This is a genomic window from Marinobacter sp. CP1, from assembly GCF_001266795.1.
Classification (GTDB): Bacteria; Pseudomonadota; Gammaproteobacteria; order Pseudomonadales; family Oleiphilaceae; genus Marinobacter; species Marinobacter flavimaris.
This window is the reverse complement of record NZ_CP011929.1, coordinates 2,268,536-2,291,618: the sequence shown is the minus strand read 5'-3', so window position 1 is coordinate 2,291,618 and position 23,083 is coordinate 2,268,536. Positions and strand designations below refer to the sequence as shown.

The window sequence follows — 23,083 nt, the reverse complement described above, 5'->3', positions numbered from 1 at the left end:
AGGGATTAAGAGAAGAAGAAACGATGAAAAAGCATGAAATTAAAGCCCGTCGGGAAGAAAACCGTGTTGATTCCGTGAAAATCGTACGATCCCCCTCGAATGCGCACGAATGGGTCATACTTTTTAAGGATATTGAAGGAAAGACCTTTTTCCTGATATCCGACGACGATCATGTTTGCAGCTACGCAAACCTGGATGCGACCGTCGAGGCACTCGACGCTCTGGGATTTGCCCGTGCCGAAGTGCTGTTCTGATAGGCCCTACCTGGTTTTGGGCAAAGTCACAGAAACCTGCAGGCCCTGACCTCCCGGGCCAGCATCCAGCCGGATATCGCCACCCATCCCCCGAATCAGGGTACGGGCAATAGCCAGGCCCAGGCCTGCGCCACCGGTTTCGCGGCTGCGTGAGTGTTCCAGCCGATAGAAGGGTTCAAAAACCCGTTCCCGGTCCGCCTCCAGAATACCCGGCCCCTGATCAACAATCGTGACAACCGCTTCTGTGTCTGTGGTTGCCAGTGTTACTTCCGCCTGCTCGCCATAATTAACCGCGTTCTCAATCAAATTACGCAGGGCACGTTTGACGGCTTCGGGCTGCCCCTGGAGTACACATCTCGGGCTGTCATCGCAGTGCACCGCCAAGCCCATTTCCTGGAGATCACCACACAGGCTGTCCAGCAGGGTCGCCAGATCATAGCGACGGTGCTGTTCGGTGGTGGTGCCCCGGATGAAATCGAGGGTGGCTTCGGCAAGATGCTGCATTTCCCTGAGGGAATCGAGAAGACGGTCCCTGTCCTCACCTTCCGGCAGCATTTCCACCCGCAGCCGCATGGAGGTAATGGGTGTCCTGAGGTCGTGAGCGAGAGCCGCCAGCAGCCTTGCCCGGTCTTCCTGGGCGCGGCCAACCTGATCCTGCATCTGGTTGAAGGCGCGGGTAACCTCACGAACATCCTCCGGTCCCTTTTCAGGAATCCGGACTTTCTCCCCCCGCCCGAACGCGTGGGCCGCCTGGCTCAACTCGTTTATTGGCCGCAGGATTCGACGAACCGCCAGCAACAAGGTCAGCGTGAGCAGCACTGCGGTAATGCCAACGCTGGTGAGCGTCGCCTTTAACCACAGCCAGGAGGGCGCCGGTGGCAGTGCCCGGGCATTGAACCACTGGCCGGAAGACAACGCCAGGGAAACACCCAGCACCGGCGGGCATTCCTGCCGTTCATCGTGATGGTCGTCATCATCACGGTGTTCTTCATACTCGTGGTGTTCATCATCCTCATCGTCATGCCGCTCACGGTCCCGATGATCATCGCGATCCCGCAGGCAGTCGTCTCCATCAGCCTCCATGGCCGTTCGAACCTGCGCCACGGGCAGACCCAGCTCCTCGGCCAGCCGGCGCCTCATGTCGGAGGACTGATCCTCGGTCAGATAGGGCGCGGGATCAATGGAAAGCCGCAGGGTCGGGCTGGAGAGTGCCCGGAGGATGCGCTCCTGCCGTTCCGGATCGGTAGTATCGGCCAGGGTATAGCCATCGGCCACCCGCTGGAGGACGTGTTCCAGACTGGCACTGCGCAACGCTCCCTGGCGCTCACCCGCCAGAATAACGATGGTGATAACCTGGGCCACCAGCAGCACCAGAATCAATAACAGCGCCAGCTGCCCACCGGCGCGCCGTGGCCACAGTCTCATGGTTCAGCCCCTTCGACCGCAGCAATCCACTGGTAGCCACCGCCCCAGATTGTCTTGATCAGCCTGGGGCTGCGGGCATCCGGGTCGATCTTTCGGCGCAGGCGGCTGACATGATTATCAATGCTGCGATCGAAAGCATCCGCCTCTCTGCCGAGGGTCAGGTCCATCAGCTGATCACGGGACAACACGCGGCCGGCGTGCTCAAGGAAGGCGAGCAGAAGCTTGTACTCGGCGGTACTCAACGACACCTCGACACCTTCCGGATCGATGAGTTGATGGCGGTCGACGTCCAGTGTCCAGCCCTCGAACGTCAGGGACTGCCCGGCCATGGGGCTGCGTTGCGGTGGCAGCGCCGTGGTACGGCGCAGAACTGCTTTTATGCGGGCCAACAACTCCCGGGGGTTAAAGGGTTTAGTGAGATAGTCGTCGGCGCCCATCTCGAGGCCGACAATGCGATCGGTTTCCTCGCTCATGGCTGTAAGCAGAATAACAGGCAACTCGGTGTGCTCACGAAGGTAACGGCAGAGCGTGAGGCCATCGTCCCCGGGCATCATGATGTCCAGCACAACCAGGTCGACGGAGTGCTGTCGCAACTGTCGTTTCATGGCATCGCCGCCATCTGCCAGCAGCACGCGCAGGCCATGCTCCTGAAGATAGCGGCCGACCAGATCTCGAATGTCCCGGTGGTCATCGACGACCAGGATGGTGGGAGAGTCGCTCACTCGTTACTCCGTTGAATTACCGTCTGCCCCGATTATAGGGGAGTCGACTTCCCGCTTGGGCGCGATCTTGTCAAAAACCGTCGCAAATCCCTGCCTTGCGACAAGTTGCGACAAAGTCGGTGGGTCACCGAGACAATTCTGCGACGTTTCCTTGGTGCAATAGATCCTGACAAACGAGGGCATTCCCGATAAGCACTAAACCAACCAAGGAGTTCAACCATGAAGAAAACCACCACAATTGCCGCCATCTCTGCCGCTGCTCTGCTCAGCACGGCGCCCCTGCTGGCATCGGCCGATGACGACTACTGGGAAGAAGACCGCTATGAACATCGCGGTGACGGCAAGCACATGCGCGCCAGCCTCAAGCAGTACAGCACCGACGAGATGCGCATTATGGCCTATGGCCAGGCACTCCGGCGCTTTGGTCCGGGCGTGAAGGTGTCCGTTGACGAAACTCCGGATGGCACCTACCGGGTACAACTGCGGGATGCCGAGCAGAACCTGATCCGGGAGCAGGAATTCAACCAGTACGGCGCTCCGGTTCGCGGCGGCCGCCGGGACTGATTGCCAGCTGACAGCGCGGGGCCCGGAATGTGCCCCGCCACCCCCTGATCAAGGAGAATCGCGATGACATTGATGGACGCTGACAACCGCTATGGTGCCGTTTCCCGGGCTGTGCACTGGATAATGGCGGTTCTGCTGCTGGTAATGCTTGCCAGCGAAGTCTGGTTTGAAGCCCTGGAACACACACTCTCTGATGCGTCGCTTATGGCCTGGCACCAGACCCTGGGCCTGACCATTTTCGGGCTGGTTATCTTTCGCGGTCTCTGGCGCTGGCTTAACCGCGCACGTGTAACACCACCGGCTCAATGGGCGACCATGGCCAAGCTCGGGCACATTGCGCTCTATGCCCTGATGATCCTGATGCCGCTGTCAGGGCTCGCATCCTCCCTCGGTGAAGGCGATCCTGTTACCTTTTTCGGCTGGACAGTCTTTGGCTACGGCCCGGAAATCGAGTGGCTGGAAGACAGCGGGGAAGAGGTTCATGAAGTGCTGGCCAACGTGTTGTGGCTCATGATCGGCATACACGTGGCTGCTGCCCTGGCACACCAGTACCTGCTGGGAGACCGGATCATGAAGCGCATGGCCTGACGGCCCGGGATACAGGAAAACCCTCGGGCTCAAGCCACCGGCAGCGAATCGTCGCTGCCCCAGTCCGCCCAGGAACCATCGTAAAGAGAAAGCTGGTCATACCCGGCCAGCTCCGCCGCCAGCAGAATGATGCAGGCGGTGATACCGGAACCGCAGGAAAACACCAGTTGATGCCCGTCTCCGGGCTGGAGGCTCGGAGCAAGCCGTTTGAACGTTGATTCCAGCTCACTAACTGGCTTGAACCGGTAACCATCGAGTACCTCGGTAAACGGAAGATTGAGTGAGTTCGGAATATGGCCGCCGCGCACACCCGGGCGGGGTTCCGGGGCCTGAGCCAGGAACCGCGCCCGGGATCTCGCATCAATCACCGAAACTCGCTCGTCGTCCAGATGCTGTAAAACGAAGGCGGAATCCCGAACCCGTCGGCGGTCCAGACGGCCCGCCATGTTCCCGAGGGAAGCCGCACTATTAATCGGAGCCGAAACCGCCTCACGCCCCTCTGCCAACCACTGTGGCAGGCCACCATCGAGCACGAAAACCTGTTCGAGGCCCATCGACCGCAGAATCCACCAGGCCCGGGGAGCGGAATAGATTCCCTGGTTGTCGTAAAGCACCACCCGGCTTTCAGGCGTTATACCCAGCCTGCGAACTTCCTGCGTGAACTGCTCCTCGGTGGGAAACGCATGGAGCTGGGAGGATTCCGTATTGCAGAGCGTTCCCTCGAGATCAATCTGGAAGCTCCCCGGTATCCACACCGGGTGATCATAAACGATCGGCTCCTTGCCAATAACCGTGGCCATACTCGCGTCGATAAGAACCAAACGTTCGTTATCGAGGTTTTCCTGCAACCAGTCGGTGGTTACGAGTGGGGACGCCATGGTGTGCTCCTGTTCCTACCAGAAATAAACGGCCGACTTCTCAGACAGACAAATCGCCAGACCTTCCCGGCTGCCGTCAGGAGGTTGCGGCAATCACCGAGATTTCCACCAGCAACTCCGGCGACGCCATTTGAGCCTGAACGCAGGCCCGGGCCGGCGCCGTACCTTCAGGCACCCAGTTGTCCCACACCTCGTTCAGGGCTTTGAAATCGGCCATGTCTGCCAGGTAAATGGTTGCAGAAAGGATTCGATCGCGGCTGGAGCCGGCGGTCTCGAGCAGCTCGTCGACTTTCTCCAGCATCCCGGTTACCTGGGTATGAATGTCACCGTTACGGTCCTTGGCAACCTGACCGCAAAGGTAAGCGGTGCCGTTGTGTTTTACGATCTTGCTCATTCGGCTGTTGGTGGAGATACGTTCAATGGTCATGGTGATGGCCTTGTTGGGGATTTGAGTGACTATATAACCAATAACGGGCTCGAGGATAAAGCCTCACACTTCAGCCCGGCACGAACACCGGGAAACCATCCAGTTCGGCAGATAGCAAACGCTGGCCAAACAGGCTTTCGAGGGCAGAAGTCACCAGCATGTCGCGGGCCGGGCCCCAGCAGGCCTGGCCGTCGGGGTACAGAAGGAGGATCTGGTCGCACCATCGCGCAGCCAGGTTGAGGTCGTGGAGGCACATGAACACGCCCCGGTCGCACGCTGCCTGCTGGCGCAGCAGCTTCATAACGGCGGTCTGGTGCTGTAAATCCAGGTGATTGGTGGGTTCGTCCAGGAGCCAGATTTCGGGGCTTTGGGTCATGAGGGTGGCAATGGCTACCCGCTGGCGTTCACCGCCGGAGAGGGTGTTCACCAGACGATCTTTCAGGTGGATCACGTCCAGCTCTATCAGAGCCCTTTCCGCAATCGCGAGGTCATCACCACTCTCCATCTGCCAAGGCGATAACCAGGGGTGGCGGCCGATCAGGGCGGTTTCCAGTGCCGTTGCCGGGAATCCATCCTGCCGGTCCTGAAATACCAGGCCCATGCGTTGCGATACGGTCTTGCGGCGGATGCCGTCCAACGGCGTTCCATCAAGCAGCAGCTTTCCGCTTCTGGGCTCCCGCAATCCTGCGAGAGTATGGAGCAAGGTGGTTTTACCCACACCGTTAGGGCCCAGCACGCCCCAGACCTGTCCCGGTTCGATGGCCAGATTCAGGGGAACGCCTGAGCTGCGGCCCGGAATGTCGATAATCAGCGCTTCGGTTGCCAGGCGTGTCATCATCGGCTCCTATACAGCAGGTACAGGAAGGTCGGGACGCCGATCAGCGCGGTGATCACCCCAACCGGCAACTGCTCCGGCGCAATCACCACCCGCGCCAGGGTATCCGCCAGCACCAGCAGCGTACCGCCCGCCAGTGCGCAGGCCGGCAGAATCAGGCGCTGGTCGTTGCCCAGCACCAGCCGCAACATGTGCGGTACCACCAGGCCAACGAAACCAACCGAACCGGCCATGGTGACGGCGGCTGCGGTCAGCAGGCTGGCCATCAGGTAGATCGACCATTCCAGTGGCCGCACCGAAACGCCCAGCGCCGCCGCCTGCAGGGAGCCCCGTGCCAGCACGTTCAGGGCCCGGCCGAGCGGAAACACCATCAGGCATACGAGCACAAGAATGATCAGTCCCGGCCACGGAGTGGCGGCGTGGGAAAGATCGCCCATCAACCAATACAGCATGCCCGGCAATCGGCTGGCCGGGGTCATCGAGAGGATCAGGGTAATCATGGCGCCCCAGCCGGCGGCGACCACCACACCGGTAAGCAACAGCCGCGATGGGGTCCAGCTGCCACTGCCGTGAGCCAAACCAAACACCAGCAGGGTGGCCAGCATGGCACCTGCAAACGCGGAGCCGGATATCAGAAAACCGGCAGCGCCGGCCAGCATGGCCAATAACGCACCCACTGCCGCGCCACCAGAAAGCCCCAACACATAAGGATCGGCCAGGGGATTTCGCAACAATACCTGCATCAGTGCCCCGGCCACGGCCAGCAATCCGCCAGTTGCGAACGCGCTCAGGGTGCGAGGCAGGCGCAGCTCCAGAATCAGCGTTTGCTGCAACTCGGTGCCACTGCCGGTGATCACCCTCAGAGTGTCACCAAAACCGATGGACGTACTGCCAATGCTGACGGAGAGCAGTGCCGCCAGAAAGCCCGCCAGCAGCAGAATCAGGAGGGGCTTGGAAGGGCTAGAGATTGGCACGGGCCTGCTCCAGGGTCTGACACAGGTGCATGGCACCCTCTGCCATACGTAGCGTCGGGCGTGCCAGCAGGTCAGGTGGTTCAAGGAAGAGGTTGCCCGCGGCTACCGCTGCCAGGCCCGGAAACTCACGCCAGGCCTCCAGCCACTGCCTGTCGTCTGACGATCCGGCGGTAATAATGGCCTCGGGGTTGGCTTCCAGAACCGCCTCCCGACTGATCCGGGGCACCAGCCGTGGCAACTCGCCGAACACATTAACGCCGCCGCACAGGCTTATGGCCTTGCTGATCAGCTCTTCCCGGTTCACGGTCATCAGTGGCTGATCCCATATCTGGTAGAACACCTTAACTGGTCTGGCATCGGCATACTGAGATTCAAGCGCGGCCATATCTGCACGAAACGCTTCGGCCCGCTCATTGCCCAGATCCGGTGAACCCGTCAGCAACGCCAGATCCGATACCGCCGCGGCAATGTCGTCAAACGTTCGCGGGGCTAGCCAGAATACGGAAATACCAAGGTCAGACAGCCGTTCCAATTGGCTGCGGGAATTGCCATCCACCCAGGCCACCACCAGGTCCGGTGCCAGCGAAACAATGGCTTCCAGGTCCAGGCGATTGCTGTCGCCCACCTGCGGTAAGTTCTCCGCCTCTGGCGGGTAGTCGCTCCAGGCACTCACCGCAACGACCTTTTCGCCGGCACCGGCGGAGAACAACAGCTCAGTGGCACCCGGTGACAAAGAAACAATACGCTGCGCTGGCTCGGCCAGGCATACCTTCTGGTTCAGTGCATCGCGTACGCAGGGTCCCTGGGCCTGCGCCAACGAGGGCGCAAGCAGAGACAGTACACACAGTGCAGCGAGCCATAGGTGCCTCATAGAGGGCGGGAGCCTCTCAGATCAATGAATTTACTGTTGGAAATCATAGCGCACCGAGGCCATGAAGGTTCGTCCGGCGGCCAGATAATCAAAGGGCGCGAAGGTCGCACTGTCATATCCGATGCTGGTGGCATACCGACGATCCAGCATGTTATCGACCTTGAATGAGGCCGACCAGCCAGGCTGGAAATTCCAGGCCGCTCTCAGGTCTACCGTGCCATAGCCCGGCAGCAGACTGGTATTTGCCGCATCGTTATAGCGGTCACTCTCGGCAATAAAGCTGGCGCCCACCGACCACTGGGAGAACAGGCGATCAATATCCAGACGCACGTTTTTTTCCGCGCGGCGTGGTAAACGGGCGCCGGTATCGCGATTCTCGGTATCCGCGTAGGTTACTGCTGCCGCCAGATTCCAGTCAGCCGTCTCGATACCGGAAGAAACCTCAACGCCACGGATTCTGGCCGTCTCGACGTTTTCCATGGTGCCCTCAAAGGTCACCGGGTCCGACACGTAGGTAATCAGGTCTTTCACGTCGTTCTGATAAAGCGCAATGTCCCAGTACCACCGGTCATATCGCCCGGAGAAACCGGCTTCGACCATCTGCCCCTCTTCCGCATCGAGGTCAGGATTACCGGTGTAGAACGGCACCGTCAGGTAAAGGTCATTAAAGGTGGGTGCCCGGAACGATGTCGCATAGCTGAGGCGAAAGCGATGGGCGCGGTCCAGCTGGTGACCGAAGGCCACACCGCCAGTCTCCTCTTTGCCATAGGCCTCGTTGTCATCCAGACGCAGACTGAGCATCAGATCGGTGGCATCAAAGTTCAAACGGCCCTGACCGAAAACCGCGCTGTTGGTCCGGCTGTCTTCTGTGAAATTGCTGGTGCCATCCACTTCGTCAAGCATGACCTCCGTACCCAGAACCAGCTCATGAACACCGGCCGTCAGGGTGTTTTCCCAGCGCGCGGAGCGAGACAGGGTGTCGAACGTGCTGGGATTGGCTCCGAAGGTATCCTGTTCGTCGCGAGCTTCCGAGAACTGGATACGTGTACGCCAGTAGTCACTGGCAACCGCTTCCAGATGCAGCCCCATGGCACGAATCAGGAAATCGGTATCACCGCCTTCAAACTCGGTATTACCTTCAGACTGGAAAACCGTCAGTCCTGCGCCGCCGCCCTGGTCAAAACTGTGGCTCAGTTTGGCCAGGCCACCAGCGTTCCGGAATCCTTTGTCCTCGCCGCCAGCACGCAGGTTCGTGCCATCGGTATCCGAATAAACGCCACCGGCCAGGAACGACGAACGGCCTTCCCGGCCAGCCAGCCCGGCCGTTGCCTCACGGGTTTCATGGGAACCGCCTTTCAGCTCGCCCCAACCCTGGCGCCCGGCCTCCGGTTCCAGGGTGAACGCCTGGATGACACCACCCACCGCATCGGCACCGTAGAGGGAACTCTTCGCACCTCGCACCAGCTCAACCCGTTCCATCAATTCGGGAGGCAAAAACTGCCAGGGTGGGATACCCGCAGAGGCCGAGCGCAGGCGGATACCATCGAGAAGCAGCACGGTACCTGAGCTGCCAGCGCCACGCAGGAATACGCTGGTAGTCTTGCCGTAACTGCCGTCCGACACCACGTTGATCCCCGGCTGGGCGCGCAGCAGGTCGCGGAATTCCGCGGGCTGTTGCCGATCAATATCCTCCTTCTCGATGACCGTAACCGAAGACAGGCTCTCCCCAACGGTCTTCGGCCCCAGTGTCGCGGTAACCACGATGGGATCCAGGGCATCGGATTCAGGGGCAGACTGGGCCGAAACGGCCAGAGGCAGGGCGGCCATGGCAACGCCGGCCAGTAAAACAGGGCTTTGAATTCTGAACATGAAACTTGCTCCGCACTCCGCGCGCACCCGCACGGGAATCTGGGTTTTGTTGCGGAACAGGGAATGGGGGCAGGCGGTAGACAGGTGTCAGGAGAGCGGAACCGGCATATCACCCACCCAGGTTGCCCACCGCAACATCGGGTGTTTTTCCAGGCCGGTCTCCGGGCTGGCAGGCGGAACCCTGGGTTCCCGGGCAATCACCTTCCCATGTCGTGGCGACACAGTGGCGCATAGATTGCCGTTGTCCTGCTTACCGTTGCGGGGGCAGCATCGGCCTTGCACTGGCATTACCAGGCTCACCGATTTCCCGTTTCACCCGTCGCGCTTTGCGACGGACACCTGAAAAAAGTGTGGCAAGGCTAGCAACACCCGGGTAAGCGGTCAATGAAATCCATCAAAGGTCGACATGGCCGCAGACCTCTGCCACTGCTATATTCCATGACTGACAATCACTTATTCTTCGCCAGAACAGGGAGTTTTATGCAGGCCGAGCTGGTCGACATCCGCAATCACATGGCTCAATACCCGCCGTTTGACGAGATGGCCGAGGAGCTGCTCGACAGAGTGGTTGGCGACATCGAGATTGTGTACTTCAAGGCCGGGAGCCAGATCCTCGAACTGGGTGACCCGAGCAGCTGGCTGTATTACGTGCGCAGTGGCGCCGTCGAGATCTATCGGCGCACCGGGGAGCTGTACAACCGCATCAGCGAGGGCGAAGTCTTCGGCCAGTTTGGCCTGCTGATGAACAGGAAGGTACGCTTCCCAGCCAAAGCCCTGGAAGACGTCCTGCTTTACAAGATTCCTTACGATACGTTCCAGTACCTCTGGGAAAATGACGACAACTTCGCCGATTTCGTTGAAATTGAAGACCGAAGCCGCCTGCGATCCGCCGTTTCCCGTCGCGAAAAGTCCAACCAGCTGATGACGTCCAAGGTTACCCGGTTGATTGCCCGGGAGCCGGTATCAGCGCCCCACACCGTTCGCCTGCAGGAAGCGGCGCGGATCATGACCGAAAACGGCGTCTCCGCACTGCTGCTGATGGACGAGGAAGGTGAAAAGCCCCTGCTCAAAGGCATCATTACCGACCGGGACCTGCGCACCCGGGCCCTTAGCGAAGCCCTGGCCTCGGAAACTCCGATCAGCGAGATCATGTCGGAGGATCTGATCACCATCCGCTCGAACATGTTCATATTCGAGGCCATGCTCACCATGCTGCACAACAATGTGCACCATCTTCCGGTGATGGATCGGGATGAGGTTCGCGGCGTGATTGCGCTGTCTGACATCGTAAAGTACGAGAGTCAGAGCAGCCTATACCTGGTCAGCAACATCTACCATCAGCAGGATGTCAAAGGGCTGAAGAAGATCAGCCTGGATGTGCGGGACAGCTTTGTTCGCATGGTGAACGAAGATGCCAACTCCCACATGATTGGCAGTGCCATGGCCGGTATCGGGCGCAGCTTTACACAGCGCCTGCTGACACTGGGCGAGGAGAAACTCGGCCCCCCACCCGTGCCCTACTGCTTTATGGCCCTCGGCTCCATGGCGCGGGACGAGCAGCTGGTGGTCACGGACCAGGATAACGCCATGATCCTGGACGACAGCTTTGTGCCGGAAGAACACGACGAATACTTCCTGGCGCTGGCGAAATTTGTCAGCGATGGCCTTGCGGAGTGCGGCTATACCTACTGCACCGGCGACATCATGGCCACCAACCAGAAATGGCGGCAGCCACTGCGCGTCTGGAAGGACTACTTCACCGACTGGATTGATAATCCGAAAGCCGAGGCTCTGTTAAACAGCAATATTTTCTTTGATCTGGATGGCATCTACGGCGAGACCGACTTTGCCGAACAGCTCAAGACACTGGTGGCGGACAAAGCCAGCAACAGCCAGCGGTTCCTGGCAATGCTGGCGCGCAACGCCCTGAACCGCACGCCGCCGATCGGCTTTTTCCGGACTTTCGTGCTGGAAGAGGATGGCAAGCACCAGAAGACCTTCAACCTGAAACGTCGCGGAACAGCGCCCCTGTCGGATCTGATCCGGGTGCATGCCCTGGCCTGCGGCTCCCGTGCACAGAACTCGTTCGAACGACTGAAAGCCATTGGCAACACCAAGCTCCTGCTGGACGACGATCTGGGCAACCTGAGGGATGCGCTTGAGTTTATCTCCATCGTTCGTATCCGACACCAGGCCCTGGCAATCGAGGCTGACCGGCAGCCGGACAACAACGTGCGGCCCGAAGACCTTTCACCGTTTGAGCGCAGCCATCTCAAGGATGCGTTCCAGGTAGTCAGCGGTGCCCAGAAGTTCCTGAAATTCCGGTATCACGCCGGGGTGGCCCGTAATGTCTAGTGAGGAGCAGGCCGAGAATTCTGTTACACGCCTGCCATGGCCCGAGCAATTCAAGGCCCTGGCGGAGCAGAGCAAGTCCCCGATTCTTAAAGCCTATTACGAGAGTGGGTGTGTGTCGCCGGAGACGCCCTTATCCGAGGTGCCCTTTGTCGCGCTCGATTTCGAGACCACCGGGTTGGACGCCAATCAACATTCGATTGTCAGTATCGGTCTGGTGCCGTTTACGCTCGACGGCATCCAGCTGGGCAAAGCCCGCCACTGGATCGTGCGGCCCAAGCTCCCGCTACACCAGACCTCGATTACTATCCACGGCATTACCCACAGTGATATCGACCAGGCCCCGGATTTGAACGATATCCTGAAGGATCTGTTTGCCAGCCTGAACGGGCGTATCCCTGTGGTTCACTACCGCAACATCGAGAGATCGTTCTTCGACGTTGCCCTGCAATGGCGCCTGGGGGAAGGAATCCGGTTTCCGTTGATCGATACCATGGCCATTGAGGCTCACCTGCACCCGGACCGAAACCCGTCACGCTGGCAACAACTGCTGGGGAAGAAGCCCGTGTCGATTCGCTTGGCTGATAGCCGGCTGCGTTATGGGCTGCCTCACTATGCCGCCCACAACGCCCTGATTGATGCGGTTGCCACGGCCGAACTCCTGCAGGCCCAGGTGTTGCAACATTTCAGCCGGGACACCCGGGTGGCGGATTTGTGGTTGTAAGTCAGGCGTCGCTCTCCGGTCTGACGTCATCAACCCATTTGCCGTAACCGGCCTCTTCCATCTTCTCCAGCGGGATAAAGTCCATAGCCGCGGAGTTCATACAGTAGCGTAGTCCGGTTGGCGCAGGGCCATCGTTGAAGACATGGCCAAGGTGGGAATCCGCGTGGCTGCTGCGGATTTCCGTACGGGTCATGAAGAACGAGTTGTCCTCACGTTCCACCACCGCGTCTGGTGTGATCGGCCGGGTAAAGCTGGGCCAGCCGGTACCGGATTTGTACTTGTCCCGTGAAGAAAACAGCGGCTCGCCGGAGACAATATCCACGTAGAGTCCTGGCTTCTTGTTGTCCCAGTATTTGTTGTTAAACGCCGGCTCGGTGCCGTCTTCCTGGGTCACCTCGTACTGCATATCCGTCAGGCGCTGCTTCAGGACATCCTGAGCAGGCTTTTCAAAGCTTGCCGGATCGAAGCCAACGCCCATCTGGCCGGGCTCTGTGCTGGCGCTTTCATCGCCCACCAGATCGTCACTGGCGTCCACTGTGGCATTCTCCTGGAACCGGGTGTAATCGAGCTCGTAATCTTCGCCATACACCTTCTCGATAAACTGATAGCGTCCAGAGTTGAAGGTGTAGAAGTTGTAGCGCACCGGGTTTTTGTCGTAATAATCCTGGTGGTATTCCTCCGCCGGGTAAAATTTCTCAAACGGCACGATTTCGATCACCACGGGTTTCTCGTAAACTCCGGATGCCTCCAATTCTGCAACGGCCGCCTCGGCCAGGCGCTTCTGCTCAGCGTTATGGTAGAAAATAGCAGGACGATACTGCTGGCCGCGGTCCACAAACTGACCCTGATTATCGGTCGGGTCCATCATCCGCCAGAGCGCCTGCAACAAGCCCTCGTATGTCATTTCGTTGGGGTCGTAATAGACCTGTACCGCTTCGGTATGGCCAGTCTGCCCCGAGGCAACCTGCTTGTAGGAGGGGCTTGCCTCTTTCCCACCAGAATAGCCCGAGACTACTTCCACCACGCCCGGCACCCGCTTTTCGTACCCGGCCTCAACACACCAGAAACAACCGCCAGCAAAGGTCGCCACGGCCAGACCCGGTTGATCCGGTGCGTATTTGCTCATCTGCGACTCCGACTTTTCGGCAACCGCGTAGGTGGTGAACAGACCAACTGCAGAGACAAATGCCACTGCGGAAAACAGACCCATGATCTTGCGTTTCATCAGATATCTCCTTCACGTGATTCCATACCTACAGCGTAGGGCGGTGGATTCACGAAAACGTTCACCAGGTATTACGAATTCATAACGCTGTGGATTTTTCGCCGCCCGCGACCGAGCTGTCGCGGGCCAGGGGCAGCCAGACACTGAAAACGGCGCCATCGGCATTGCGTACCGAGAGTTTTCCCTGCTGCAGCGTCACCATTCGCTGGGCAATCGCGAGCCCCAGACCGGCATGGCCCGTCCTGGACGCACCTGCGGCCTGATAAAAGGGTTCGAAGACGTGCTCCAGGTGCTCATCATCGATACCGGGGCCAGCGTCGGCGACGGTAATTTGCGCACCCCCGGCCTGTTCGACAACGCCCAGTGTGATCTCCGTATCTTTCGGCGAATGGCTGAGGGCGTTGCTGATCAGGTTATCCAATACCCGCTCGGTCATGGCGATATCCGCCAGCACCTGGACCGGAGCGACGGAAACAATCGACAGGGCAACGCCTGCGCGCTCCGCCTCGGGTTGGTGCTTCTGCACCACGTCATGCAGCAGTTCGGCAACCACAAACGGTTCCGTCTTCGGCTGTTTCTCCCGGGCATCCAGTGCGGCAAGTTCAAACAGTTCCTCCACAAGACGACCAAGCCGGTGGCTTTCGGTCAGGGCCACATCCAGGAAACGTGCCCGCTCCTCGGCGGCGAGCGTGTCCTGTTTCATGCGCAATGCTTCGATATAACCCTGGATGGATGCCAGTGGCGTTCTCAGATCGTGGGAGACCTGGGCAACCAGCTGCCGGCGCTGGGCATCCTTGTGTTTCAGAAGGTCCAGCTGGGCAACAATTCGCTGGGCCATCTGATCGAACCGGGCGGCCAGGTAATCAATGTCATCGCCTTTGCCCGCCACCGCGGCGGCGCGCTCCGGCGACATGCCGCGCTCGAAGGATTCCACCCGCTCGGTCAGCCGCGACAGCCGACGCGTCAGCAATCGGAAGAACACCAGCCCGGCCAGCAGGCCCACGAACAGGCTCACCGCCAGCGCGCCCGCGCCTAACTGGAGGAGCCGGTTACTGTGCACCATGCTCTCGGCCAGGTCGTACTCCTCGCCGCGCAGAACCACGTACAGATAACCCGTTGGATCAGCAGCCGAAGGCACCGGCGTTACCGAGAACACCTTCCGCCGGTCATGACTGCGCGGATCATCGCCGGGCAGTGGGTAAGCGCCCGGGTTTTCAAGCAGGATGCGTACCGGTTCCAGGGATACCCGGTTGCGCTTGATCTTGTTCGGGTCGGCGGAGTAGGAAAGGATATTACCTTCGGTATCCAGCAGGTAGATTTCGATACTGGGGTTGATGGTCATGTACAGCTCGAAGAGCTGCTTCAGGGCATCGCGGTTGAGCTTGCCATCGGTTACCAGGTTGCGGTCAGACACCAGGTTACGGGCGAGGTCGCGGTTCAGTTGCTGGTTGACCGCAGCCGAGTATTCCCTCACCGAAGCCAGACTCAGAAAGGTAAAGAGCCCACCCACCACGAGCAGCAGCAGGAACAGACCGATCGCCAGCCGGGCATAAAGGGTGCGGAAGACAGACAGGGCCATCGCTAATCCATGAACCGATAGCCAACACCCCAGACCGTCTGGACGTATCGTGGGTCGGCGGGATCGGCTTCAATCTTGTTGCGCAGGCGGTTGATGTGGGTGTTCACGGTATGCTCGTAGCCCTCATGGTTGTAACCCCACACAGAATCGAGCAATTGCTCCCGGCTGAACACCCGGCCCCGATGGGAGGCAAAGTGCCAGAGCAGGTCGAACTCGCGGGCGGTCAGGTCCACTTCCCGATCATCCACAAACACTCGCCGGCGAACCGGATCAATCCGAAGCCCGTCCACCTCAATCTCATCAGCCTGACCGCCGGCAGGCGCTGCCTGAGAGAGTGCGTCTACCCGTCGGAAAAGCGCTTTGACGCGCGCTGCCAGCTCCGCCACGCTGAACGGCTTCGTCAGGTAATCGTCCGCGCCCATCTCCAGGCCCAGGACCCGATCCAGCTCTGTGCTCTTTGCCGTCAACATCAGAACCGGCACATAGCCCGGGCAGGCACGAATCTCGCGGCACACCGCCAAACCATCCAGGCCAGGCAACATCAGATCCAGAATAACCAGATCGACGCCGCCCTCACGGAACCTTTCCAGGCCGGTGTCCCCCCGGTCCACGAGCACGGGCTTCATTCCCAGATCTGAAACCTGCATACGGACCAGCTCACCGATGCCGGGGTTGTCTTCAATAATCAGTACCGTTCGCGTCATGGTGATGGGCTTCGCTGAATTTGCCGGAGGCTTTCGATGCTTTCATGGCAGAGTGTAGGCGGAAAAGTTCACAAAACCATCACAAGCCGTCAGAACCGCGCGCATAGCCGGCTCCGGGTTTAGCCGTTAAAATGAATCCAAATTCGGGCATGAGGTTTCAGTGGCAGACAAAACCGTAACCAGGGCAACACCGGCCGAGGCGTTCAAGCGAGCACGTCGCATGTGGCTCAAGGGTGAGCGCATTCACTTGGCGCCGCTGGCTGATGAGCTCGGAATTGGCCGCGCCACCCTGTTTCGCTGGGTCGGCAACAAGGATCTGCTGATCGGCGAGATTCTCTGGTCCCTGTACGAACCCCTTTGGCGACAGGCCATGGCCGAAACGCCCGGCACTGGCGTGGACTACATTGTCGGCGTGTACCGCCGCACCAACTCCGCGATCCTGCACTTCGAGCCGCTGCGGCGATTCATCAACCAGGACCCGGAATATGCCCTGAAGATCCTCACCTCGTCCCAGTCGATCCTGCACACTCGCACGGTCGAAACCAACACGCGGATGCTGAAAGACCAGGTAGCAGCCGGGCATATCAAGCCACCAATGAACATCTTCAGCCTGTCTTACTTCATGATTAGACTGGCAGAGTCCTGCCTTTACAGCGACATCATCGCCGGACGCGAACCCAGGGAAGCAGAATTGGAGGATGCCTGTACGGCCGTGCGGATTTTGCTTGGGGGGAAGGCCTAGGGCTTACAGGCTTTGGGGGCTGGCCCCGAGGCGAGGGTGTCTTTTCTTCTGGGAAAAACAACTCGCTTCGCTCAGACATTTTTTCCCGGCAGAAAAGACACCCCCACCCCGTGGCCGATCTAACTCTCAGGGCCACCGATCGGCAGCCCAGCCTATCGGCATTTACAGCTGCAAAGACCGGATTTCCAGAAACTCCTCCAGTCCCCACTTGCCAAATTCGCGGCCGATACCGGAATGGCCGAAGCCGCCAAACGGTGCCATCGGGTTAAACGCACCACCGTTCACGAATACCTGGCCAGTGCGCAGCTTGCTGGCAATTTTCTTGGCCTTGGCGTCGTCGCCGGACCAGACTGCACCGGAAAGGCCGTACTGGGTGCCGTTGGCGATTTTCACCGCTTCTGCTTCGTCGTTGTACGGGATCACGCACAGCACCGGCCCGAAAATTTCCTCCTGGGCGATGCGGCTGTCCGGTTTTACGTTGCCGAAGACGGTCGCCTTGACGAAGTAACCTTTCTCGCATCCCTCGGGCGCTTCCGGCCCACCGGCGATGAGCTTGGCACCTTCCTGGATACCCAGTTTGATGTAGTCGATCACCTTGTCACGCTGCTGGGCAGACGACAGCGGGCCCAACCGTGTGGTTTCTTCCAGCGGGTTACCCGGGGTCATTTTAGCCACGGCAGCGGCGGCCAGTTCACAGGCCTCGTCGTGCTTGTCGGCCGGAACCAGCATGCGGGTGAGTGCGGTGCAGGTCTGGCCGGAGTTCAGCAGGCAGTTGTTGATGGTACCTTTAACAGCAGCCGCCAGGTCGGCGTCCGGGAGGATCACGGAGGCGGATTTGCCGCCCATCTCCAGAGCAAAGCGTTTGAAGTCATCGGCTGCGGCGTGGGCGATCAGGTTGCCGGTGCGGGTGGAGCCGGTGAAGGACACCATGCGCACATCCGGATGCTTGATCAGGGTATCACCCACGGTATGACCATAGCCGCACACCATGTTGAACACGCCCTTGGGCAGGTCTGTGCCATCGAGGATCTCGGCAAGGATAAACGCCGTCTGGGGGGCGATCTCCGAAGGCTTGAGCACCACGGTGCAACCGGCCGCAATCGCCGGAACGATTTTCAGGATCACCTGGTGCAACGGGTAGTTCCAGGGGGTAATGCAACCAACCACACCGACCGGCGCATATTGCACCTCGGAGTTGCCGGACTGTTCGGTAAACGGGAAGTCGGGCAGCAGTTTCAGGTAGCTCTTGGTCACGGCTGCCGGCATACCAGCCTGGATCGGCGTGGCCAGCTTGATGGGCATGCCCACTTCCCGGCAGACGGTCTCGGCGATTTCCGGCGCGCGCTCTTTCAGGCCCGCGTGTAGCTGTTCCAGCACCTTGATCCGTTCTTCCAGGGTGCTTTCCGACCAGCTTTCAAACGCCGCATCGGCGGCGGCAATGGCCTGTTCCATTTCATCCGCGCCGGCGGCGGGAACGCGGGCAATCACGTCACCGGTGCCAGCTTCGTGAACGTCGATCATGTCACCGGCCCAGCTAACCCATTGGCCGTTGATGTAGTTCCTGTTCAGCTCGTTCATGCTTCCCCCTTCATTCAAATACGATAACGCCACGGGCGTTCTTGCCTGCCACCATATCATCGAACGCCTGTGCGGCTTCTTCTATGGTGTAGGTACGGGTAACCAGTTCATCCAGTTTGAGTTTACCAGCCTTGTAAAGACCCAGGATCCTGGGGAAATCGTGCTGCGGCCTTGCCGAACCCAGCCAGCTGCCTTTCAAGGTTCGCTCGTCCGCCGGCAGGGTGAGGGTGGTCAGCGAGGTCTTGTCCTTCGGATCTGCCACACCCACGACCACGGCGGTACCGCCACGGCCCAGACTCTTGTAGGCCTGTTCCACCACCGGCCCGGCACCGACGCATTCGAAGGCGTAGTCAACGCCGCCGGTCATTTTCTTCACAGCCTTGGCGGCGTCCTCCACCTCGTTGATATTCACGGTGTGGGTGGCACCAAACTCTTTCGCCATCGCCAGCTTGGCGGGGTTGCTGTCCACCGCCACGATCATCTCGGCGCCGGCGGTCACGCAGCCCTGGATCGCGTTGAGGCCAACGCCACCGATGCCAAACACGGCGGCTCGGGAGCCGGGCTCCAGCTTTGCCGTATTGAAGACAGCGCCGACACCGGTCATCACAGCGCAACCCACCAGGGCGGCGTTCTGCATCGGCACGGTTTCGTCCACGTTCACGCAGTTGTCCACGTGCATGGTGGCGAACTCGGCCATCACGCCGCAGGCGCCGAAGACGTTCAGGGGCTCGCCGTCCGCGCCTTTGGTTCTGACCGTGCCATCCGGCAGGTTGAACATGGCCTTGCGGGCGTTCTCACAGAGCACCGGGCGGCCACGAACACACTGGCTGCATTTGCCGCACATGGATATGAAGGTACTCACCACATGGTCGCCTTCCTTGAAGGCCGTGACGCCCTCACCGACTTCGACAACCACGCCTGCGGCTTCGTGCCCCAATACAAGGGGAGGCGGGTAGGGAATCTTACCCGTGGTGGCGGACAGATCGCTGTGGCAAACGCCGCAGGCCGCGATCTTGATGGTGATTTCATCCCGCTTGGGACCTTCCACCGTGATGGTTTCCACCTGAACAGGCTGCCCCCATTCCCGGCAGACGACGGCTTTTGCTTGTCTGTCCATGCATTTCCCCTTTTGGTCAACAAGGGGTCGAAAGAAAGCATTCTTCTGACCCCGATCTCATACAGGCCGGCTTCAAACCACCTCGAACAGGCCAGCAGCACCCTGGCCACCGCCGATGCACATGGTGATCACCACGTATTTCGCCCCACGGCGCTTGCCTTCGATCAGGGCGTGGCCTGTCTGGCGGGCGCCGGTAACACCAAAGGGGTGGCCGATGGAAATTGAGCCGCCGTTTACATTCAGCTTCTCCATGGGAATGCCCAGGCGGTCACGACAGTAAATCACCTGCGACGCGAAGGCTTCGTTCAGTTCCCACAGATCAATGTCATCCATGGTCAGACCATTGCGCTCAAGCAGGCGCGGAATCGCATACACCGGGCCGATGCCCATCTCATCCGGCTCACAACCCGCCACAGCGAAGCCACGGAAAATACCCATGGGTTCAATGTTGTGCTTCTCGGCATAGGTGCTGTTCATCACCGTGCAAACGGAGGCGCCGTCCGACAGCTGGCTGGCGTTGCCCGCCGTGATGAACTGCTCCGGACCACGCACCGGCTCCAGACCCGCCAGGCCCTCAAGGGTCGTATTCGGGCGATTACACTCGTCACCTTTCAGGGTCACCTGCTTTTCACTGACCTCACCGGTTTCCTTGTCCTTGACCAGCATGGTGGCATCGAAAGGCACGATCTCATCGTCAAACTTGCTAGCCTGCTGGGCCGCCGCCGTGCGCTGCTGGGAGATCAGCGAATACTCATCCTGGGCTTCACGGCTGACGTTGTAGCGCTTGGCGACAATATCCGCCGTCTCAATCATCGAAAGGTACAGCTCGGGCTTGTTCTTCATCAGCCACTCGTTGGTGGCGTGGAAGCTATTGATCTTCTCGTTCTGCACCAGGGAAATGGACTCAACGCCCCCGGCCACCATGGCGGGTACTTTCTCGGACACCACCCGCTGTGCCGCCAGGGCAATGGACTGCAACCCCGAGCTGCAGAACCGGTTAATGGAGAACCCGGCAGTGGTCACCGGAAGACCGGCGCGGATGGCCGCCAGACGGGCAATATTCCGGCCCTGGGCGCCCTCCTGGTAGGCCGCGCCCATGATCACATCCTCAACAATAGACGGATCAATACCTGCGCGCTCAACAGCATGCTTGATAACGTGACCTGCCATATCCACGCTGTGCGTGTTGTTCAAAGAGCCCCGGTAGGATTTCGCAAGGCCGGTGCGCGCGGTGGAGACGATTACTGCATCAGACATAACAATGCCCTCAATTTTTGAAACATGTAGGTCGGGTTAGCCTAAACACTCAGCTAAGCCGGTCGTGGGGCGGGGTGTCTTTTCCGCCGGGAAAAGATGTCTGAGCAAAGCGAGTTGCTTTTCCCAAAGGAAAAGACACCCCGCCCCGCGACCCGCCCGCCAAGTTACAGGTCAGCGAACTTACGGCCTTCAGCAACCAGCTTCTCGAGCAGAGCCGCCGGCTCCCACTGCTCGCCACCAACGGTATCCTGGTACTTCTTAACCGCTGAGAGAATGGTGTCCAGACCTTCCTGATCGGCCCAGAACATGGGGCCACCGCGATAGGCCGGGAAGCCATAGCCGTAGATCCAGACAATGTCGATATCCAGCGGACGATCGGCGATGCCTTCCTCCAGGATCTTCGCGCCCTCATTGATCATCACATACACGCAGCGCTCGAGGATTTCCTGGTCGGAAATCTCCCGGGGCGTGATCCCCTGCTCCTTGCGGAACTGCTCGATCAGCTGCTCCACTTCCGGATCAGGAATCGGCTTGCGGCTGCCTTCCTCATACTTGTATACACCTGCCTGGGTCTTCTGACCAAGGCGGCCCTGTTCGGCAAGCTTATCCATCCAGCTGGCGGGAATGTCTTCGCCAGCCTTGCGGCGCTCTTCGCGAATCCGGTAACCCACATCGATCCCGGCCAGATCGGACATCGCAAACTGCCCCATGGGGAAGCCGAGATCGGTCAGCACCTTGTCGACCTGCTGCGGGGTGGCGCCCTCGTCCACCAGGGACATGGCTTCAGTACCACGCTTGTGGAGCATCCGGTTGCCGACAAAGCCATAGCAGTTGCCCACCATGACCCCCACTTTCTTGATCTTCTTGGCGACCGCCATCACCGTGGCTTTTACCTCGTCGGAGGTCTTGCTGCCACGCACGTTCTCCAGCAGCTTCATCACGTTAGCCGGGCTGAAGAAGTGCATACCCACCACATCTTCCGGGCGCTTGGTGGCAGACGCAATCTCGTCGATATCCAGGGTGGACGTGTTGGACGCCAGGATCGCACCCGGCTTGCAGACCTCATCAAGCTTGGCAAAGATTTCTTTCTTGATGGCCATGTTCTCGAACACCGCCTCGATGACCAGGTCAACGTCCCGGAAATCGTCGTAGGTCAGGCTCGGGGTGATCAGCGCCATCCGCTGTTCCACCTGCTCCTGTGTCAATTTGCCCTTCTTCGCGGAGTTCTCATAGTTGCGGCGGATGATGGCCAGGCCCTTGTCGAGAGCCTCCTGTTTCACTTCAACGATGGTGACCGGAATCCCCACGTTGACGAAGTTCATGGCAATACCGCCACCCATGGTCCCGGCACCAATTATGCCAACGCTCTTCACGTCACGAACCGGCGTATCCTTCGGCAGTCCCTTGACCTTGGAGACTTCACGCTCCCCAAAGAACGAATGGATCAGACCGGCGCGCTGGGGCGACTCCATGCATTCCATGAACAGTTCCCGCTCGCGCTTCATGCCTTCGCCGAAAGGCAGATTGAACGCCGCTTCCACAGCGTCGACACACTTGAACGGGGAGAAAAGACCCCGGGCCCGCTTCTTCAGCTCGTCACGGAACTGGTCGAAGACATCGCTGCCCTTGTCAGCCTCGATCTTGTCGGTGATATCGCGAACACGACGCACCGGCTTTCCTTCATCGACTACTTTCTGCGCGTAGGCCATGCCGATAGCGCGGATATTGTCGCCTTCTTCCACGGCATCGAGAATGCCCAGGGCCAGAGCATCCTTGGCACCGACAAATTCACCGGTGGTGATCATTTCCAGTGCTTTCTGAGCACCGGTCAGGCGCGGAAGCCGCTGGGTACCGCCGGCGCCGGGCAGCAGGCCCAGCTTCACTTCCGGCAGACCCACCTTGGCACTGCTCACCGCAACCCGGTAGTGACAGCTCAGAGCGGTTTCCAGACCACCACCCAGAGCCGTTCCGTGGATCGCGGCAACCAGCGGTTTGTCGCTGTTTTCAAAGGTGTTGACCTGTGTCGGCAAGGTGGGCTCCTGCATGGGCTTGCCGAATTCACGAATGTCGGCGCCGGCAATGAACGTGCGCCCTTCGCAAACCAGCAGAAGCGCCTTGGCCTCGGCATCTTTCTGGCCCTGCTCCAGGGCTGCGAGCAGACCAGAACGAACAGCCTGGCCGAGGGCGTTTACCGGCGGGTAATTCACGGTAATAACGCCGATGTTGCCTTCCCGGTTATAGCTAACGACCTCAGACATGATTTCTCCTCGCATTCTTTCTGAAATATGGTTTTAACTAGCGAAACATGCGTACGATTTAATACAAGTTCTTTGGTGGTTTCAACCACCCATTAAACTACAGGCACAAAAAAACCGCAGGGGTTCCTCTGCGGTTTCTT

At 59.6% G+C, this 23,083-nt stretch carries 21 protein-coding genes and 1 riboswitch; of the genes, 6 read left to right on the top strand and 15 right to left on the bottom strand.

Annotated features, from left to right (window positions below):
• The first annotated feature begins 23 nt into the window (after positions 1-23).
• A complete protein-coding gene (locus ACP86_RS10560; protein WP_014579080.1) occupies positions 24-254 on the top strand; it encodes a hypothetical protein in 231 nt (76 codons plus the stop codon).
• Between the two features lie 6 nt (positions 255-260).
• Here ACP86_RS10560 and ACP86_RS10555 read toward each other — a convergent pair whose 3' ends face one another.
• Together ACP86_RS10555 and ACP86_RS10550 are read right to left on the bottom strand one after the other, a co-directional pair.
• Positions 261-1,679, bottom strand: coding sequence for a sensor histidine kinase (locus ACP86_RS10555; RefSeq protein WP_053113686.1), 1,419 nt, complete (start codon positions 1,677-1,679; stop codon positions 261-263).
• Entirely contained in the window at positions 1,676-2,401 is a 726-nt protein-coding gene (locus ACP86_RS10550) for a response regulator (RefSeq protein WP_053113683.1), read from the bottom strand. The genes ACP86_RS10555 and ACP86_RS10550 overlap by 4 nt, the downstream gene beginning before the upstream one ends.
• A 219-nt stretch (positions 2,402-2,620) precedes the next feature.
• Between ACP86_RS10550 and ACP86_RS10545 the strand changes: the two genes are divergently transcribed.
• Positions 2,621-2,965 (top strand): hypothetical protein, encoded by a 345-nt coding sequence (locus ACP86_RS10545; RefSeq protein WP_053113681.1) that lies wholly within the window; start codon positions 2,621-2,623, stop codon positions 2,963-2,965.
• A 63-nt stretch (positions 2,966-3,028) separates the two neighbouring features.
• Complete coding sequence (locus ACP86_RS10540) at positions 3,029-3,553, top strand: cytochrome b (protein WP_053113680.1); 525 nt, start codon at positions 3,029-3,031, stop codon at positions 3,551-3,553.
• Between the two features lie 29 nt (positions 3,554-3,582).
• Here the strand turns inward: ACP86_RS10540 and ACP86_RS10535 are convergent, their stop codons facing one another.
• The 6 genes from ACP86_RS10535 to ACP86_RS10510 all read right to left on the bottom strand — a co-directional run bounded on the left by ACP86_RS10535 (position 3,583) and on the right by ACP86_RS10510 (position 9,407).
• Positions 3,583-4,431, bottom strand: a complete 849-nt coding sequence (locus ACP86_RS10535; protein WP_053113678.1) for a sulfurtransferase — start codon at positions 4,429-4,431, stop codon at positions 3,583-3,585.
• Between the two features lie 76 nt (positions 4,432-4,507).
• Complete coding sequence (locus ACP86_RS10530) at positions 4,508-4,858, bottom strand: RidA family protein (protein WP_053113676.1); 351 nt, start codon at positions 4,856-4,858, stop codon at positions 4,508-4,510.
• A 70-nt stretch (positions 4,859-4,928) separates the two neighbouring features.
• Positions 4,929-5,693 (bottom strand): ABC transporter ATP-binding protein, encoded by a 765-nt coding sequence (locus ACP86_RS10525; RefSeq protein ID WP_041645928.1) that lies wholly within the window; start codon positions 5,691-5,693, stop codon positions 4,929-4,931.
• Positions 5,693-6,667, bottom strand: a complete 975-nt coding sequence (locus ACP86_RS10520; protein WP_053113674.1) for a FecCD family ABC transporter permease — start codon at positions 6,665-6,667, stop codon at positions 5,693-5,695. The genes ACP86_RS10525 and ACP86_RS10520 overlap by 1 nt, the downstream gene beginning before the upstream one ends.
• Entirely contained in the window at positions 6,654-7,538 is an 885-nt protein-coding gene (locus ACP86_RS10515) for a cobalamin-binding protein (protein ID WP_053113673.1), read from the bottom strand. Before ACP86_RS10515 ends, ACP86_RS10520 begins: the two co-directional genes overlap by 14 nt.
• A 30-nt stretch (positions 7,539-7,568) precedes the next feature.
• The gene (locus ACP86_RS10510) at positions 7,569-9,407 is read right to left on the bottom strand and encodes a TonB-dependent receptor plug domain-containing protein (protein ID WP_053113671.1); all 1,839 of its coding nucleotides are present in this window, start codon (positions 9,405-9,407) and stop codon (positions 7,569-7,571) included.
• Positions 9,408-9,541: 134 nt separating this feature from the next.
• Positions 9,542-9,765, bottom strand: a riboswitch (cobalamin riboswitch).
• A gap of 122 nt (positions 9,766-9,887) precedes the next feature.
• On the opposite strand from ACP86_RS10510, the gene ACP86_RS10505 reads away from it, so the two are divergent.
• Positions 9,888-11,762, top strand: a complete 1,875-nt coding sequence (locus ACP86_RS10505) for a putative nucleotidyltransferase substrate binding domain-containing protein (RefSeq protein WP_014579070.1) — start codon at positions 9,888-9,890, stop codon at positions 11,760-11,762.
• Positions 11,755-12,483: a 3'-5' exonuclease gene (locus tag ACP86_RS10500; RefSeq protein ID WP_053113669.1), complete on the top strand. Its 729-nt coding sequence runs from the start codon at positions 11,755-11,757 to the stop codon at positions 12,481-12,483. Before ACP86_RS10505 ends, ACP86_RS10500 begins: the two co-directional genes overlap by 8 nt.
• Position 12,484: 1 nt before the next feature.
• Here ACP86_RS10500 and msrB read toward each other — a convergent pair whose 3' ends face one another.
• The 3 genes from msrB to ACP86_RS10485 form a co-directional block, all read right to left on the bottom strand.
• Positions 12,485-13,708: a peptide-methionine (R)-S-oxide reductase MsrB gene (gene msrB, locus ACP86_RS23600; RefSeq protein ID WP_053113667.1), complete on the bottom strand. Its 1,224-nt coding sequence runs from the start codon at positions 13,706-13,708 to the stop codon at positions 12,485-12,487.
• 79 nt (positions 13,709-13,787) lie between these two features.
• Positions 13,788-15,287, bottom strand: coding sequence for an ATP-binding protein (locus tag ACP86_RS10490; protein WP_053113665.1), 1,500 nt, complete (start codon positions 15,285-15,287; stop codon positions 13,788-13,790).
• A gap of 2 nt (positions 15,288-15,289) precedes the next feature.
• A complete protein-coding gene (locus ACP86_RS10485; RefSeq protein WP_053113663.1) occupies positions 15,290-15,991 on the bottom strand; it encodes a response regulator transcription factor in 702 nt (233 codons plus the stop codon).
• 160 nt (positions 15,992-16,151) lie between these two features.
• On the opposite strand from ACP86_RS10485, the gene ACP86_RS10480 reads away from it, so the two are divergent.
• On the top strand, positions 16,152-16,733 hold the full coding sequence (locus tag ACP86_RS10480) for a QsdR family transcriptional regulator (RefSeq protein WP_014579065.1): 582 nt from the start codon (positions 16,152-16,154) through the stop codon (positions 16,731-16,733).
• 162 nt (positions 16,734-16,895) lie between these two features.
• Here the strand turns inward: ACP86_RS10480 and ACP86_RS10475 are convergent, their stop codons facing one another.
• The 4 genes from ACP86_RS10475 to ACP86_RS10460 all read right to left on the bottom strand — a co-directional run bounded on the left by ACP86_RS10475 (position 16,896) and on the right by ACP86_RS10460 (position 22,943).
• Positions 16,896-18,311, bottom strand: coding sequence for an aldehyde dehydrogenase family protein (locus ACP86_RS10475; protein WP_008177061.1), 1,416 nt, complete (start codon positions 18,309-18,311; stop codon positions 16,896-16,898).
• A 10-nt stretch (positions 18,312-18,321) separates the two neighbouring features.
• Entirely contained in the window at positions 18,322-19,428 is a 1,107-nt protein-coding gene (locus ACP86_RS10470) for a zinc-binding dehydrogenase (protein WP_053113661.1), read from the bottom strand.
• Positions 19,429-19,500: 72 nt separating this feature from the next.
• Positions 19,501-20,685, bottom strand: coding sequence for an acetyl-CoA C-acyltransferase (locus ACP86_RS10465; RefSeq protein WP_053113658.1), 1,185 nt, complete (start codon positions 20,683-20,685; stop codon positions 19,501-19,503).
• A 164-nt stretch (positions 20,686-20,849) separates the two neighbouring features.
• Positions 20,850-22,943 (bottom strand): 3-hydroxyacyl-CoA dehydrogenase NAD-binding domain-containing protein, encoded by a 2,094-nt coding sequence (locus ACP86_RS10460; protein WP_053113657.1) that lies wholly within the window; start codon positions 22,941-22,943, stop codon positions 20,850-20,852.
• Positions 22,944-23,083 lie beyond the last annotated feature (140 nt).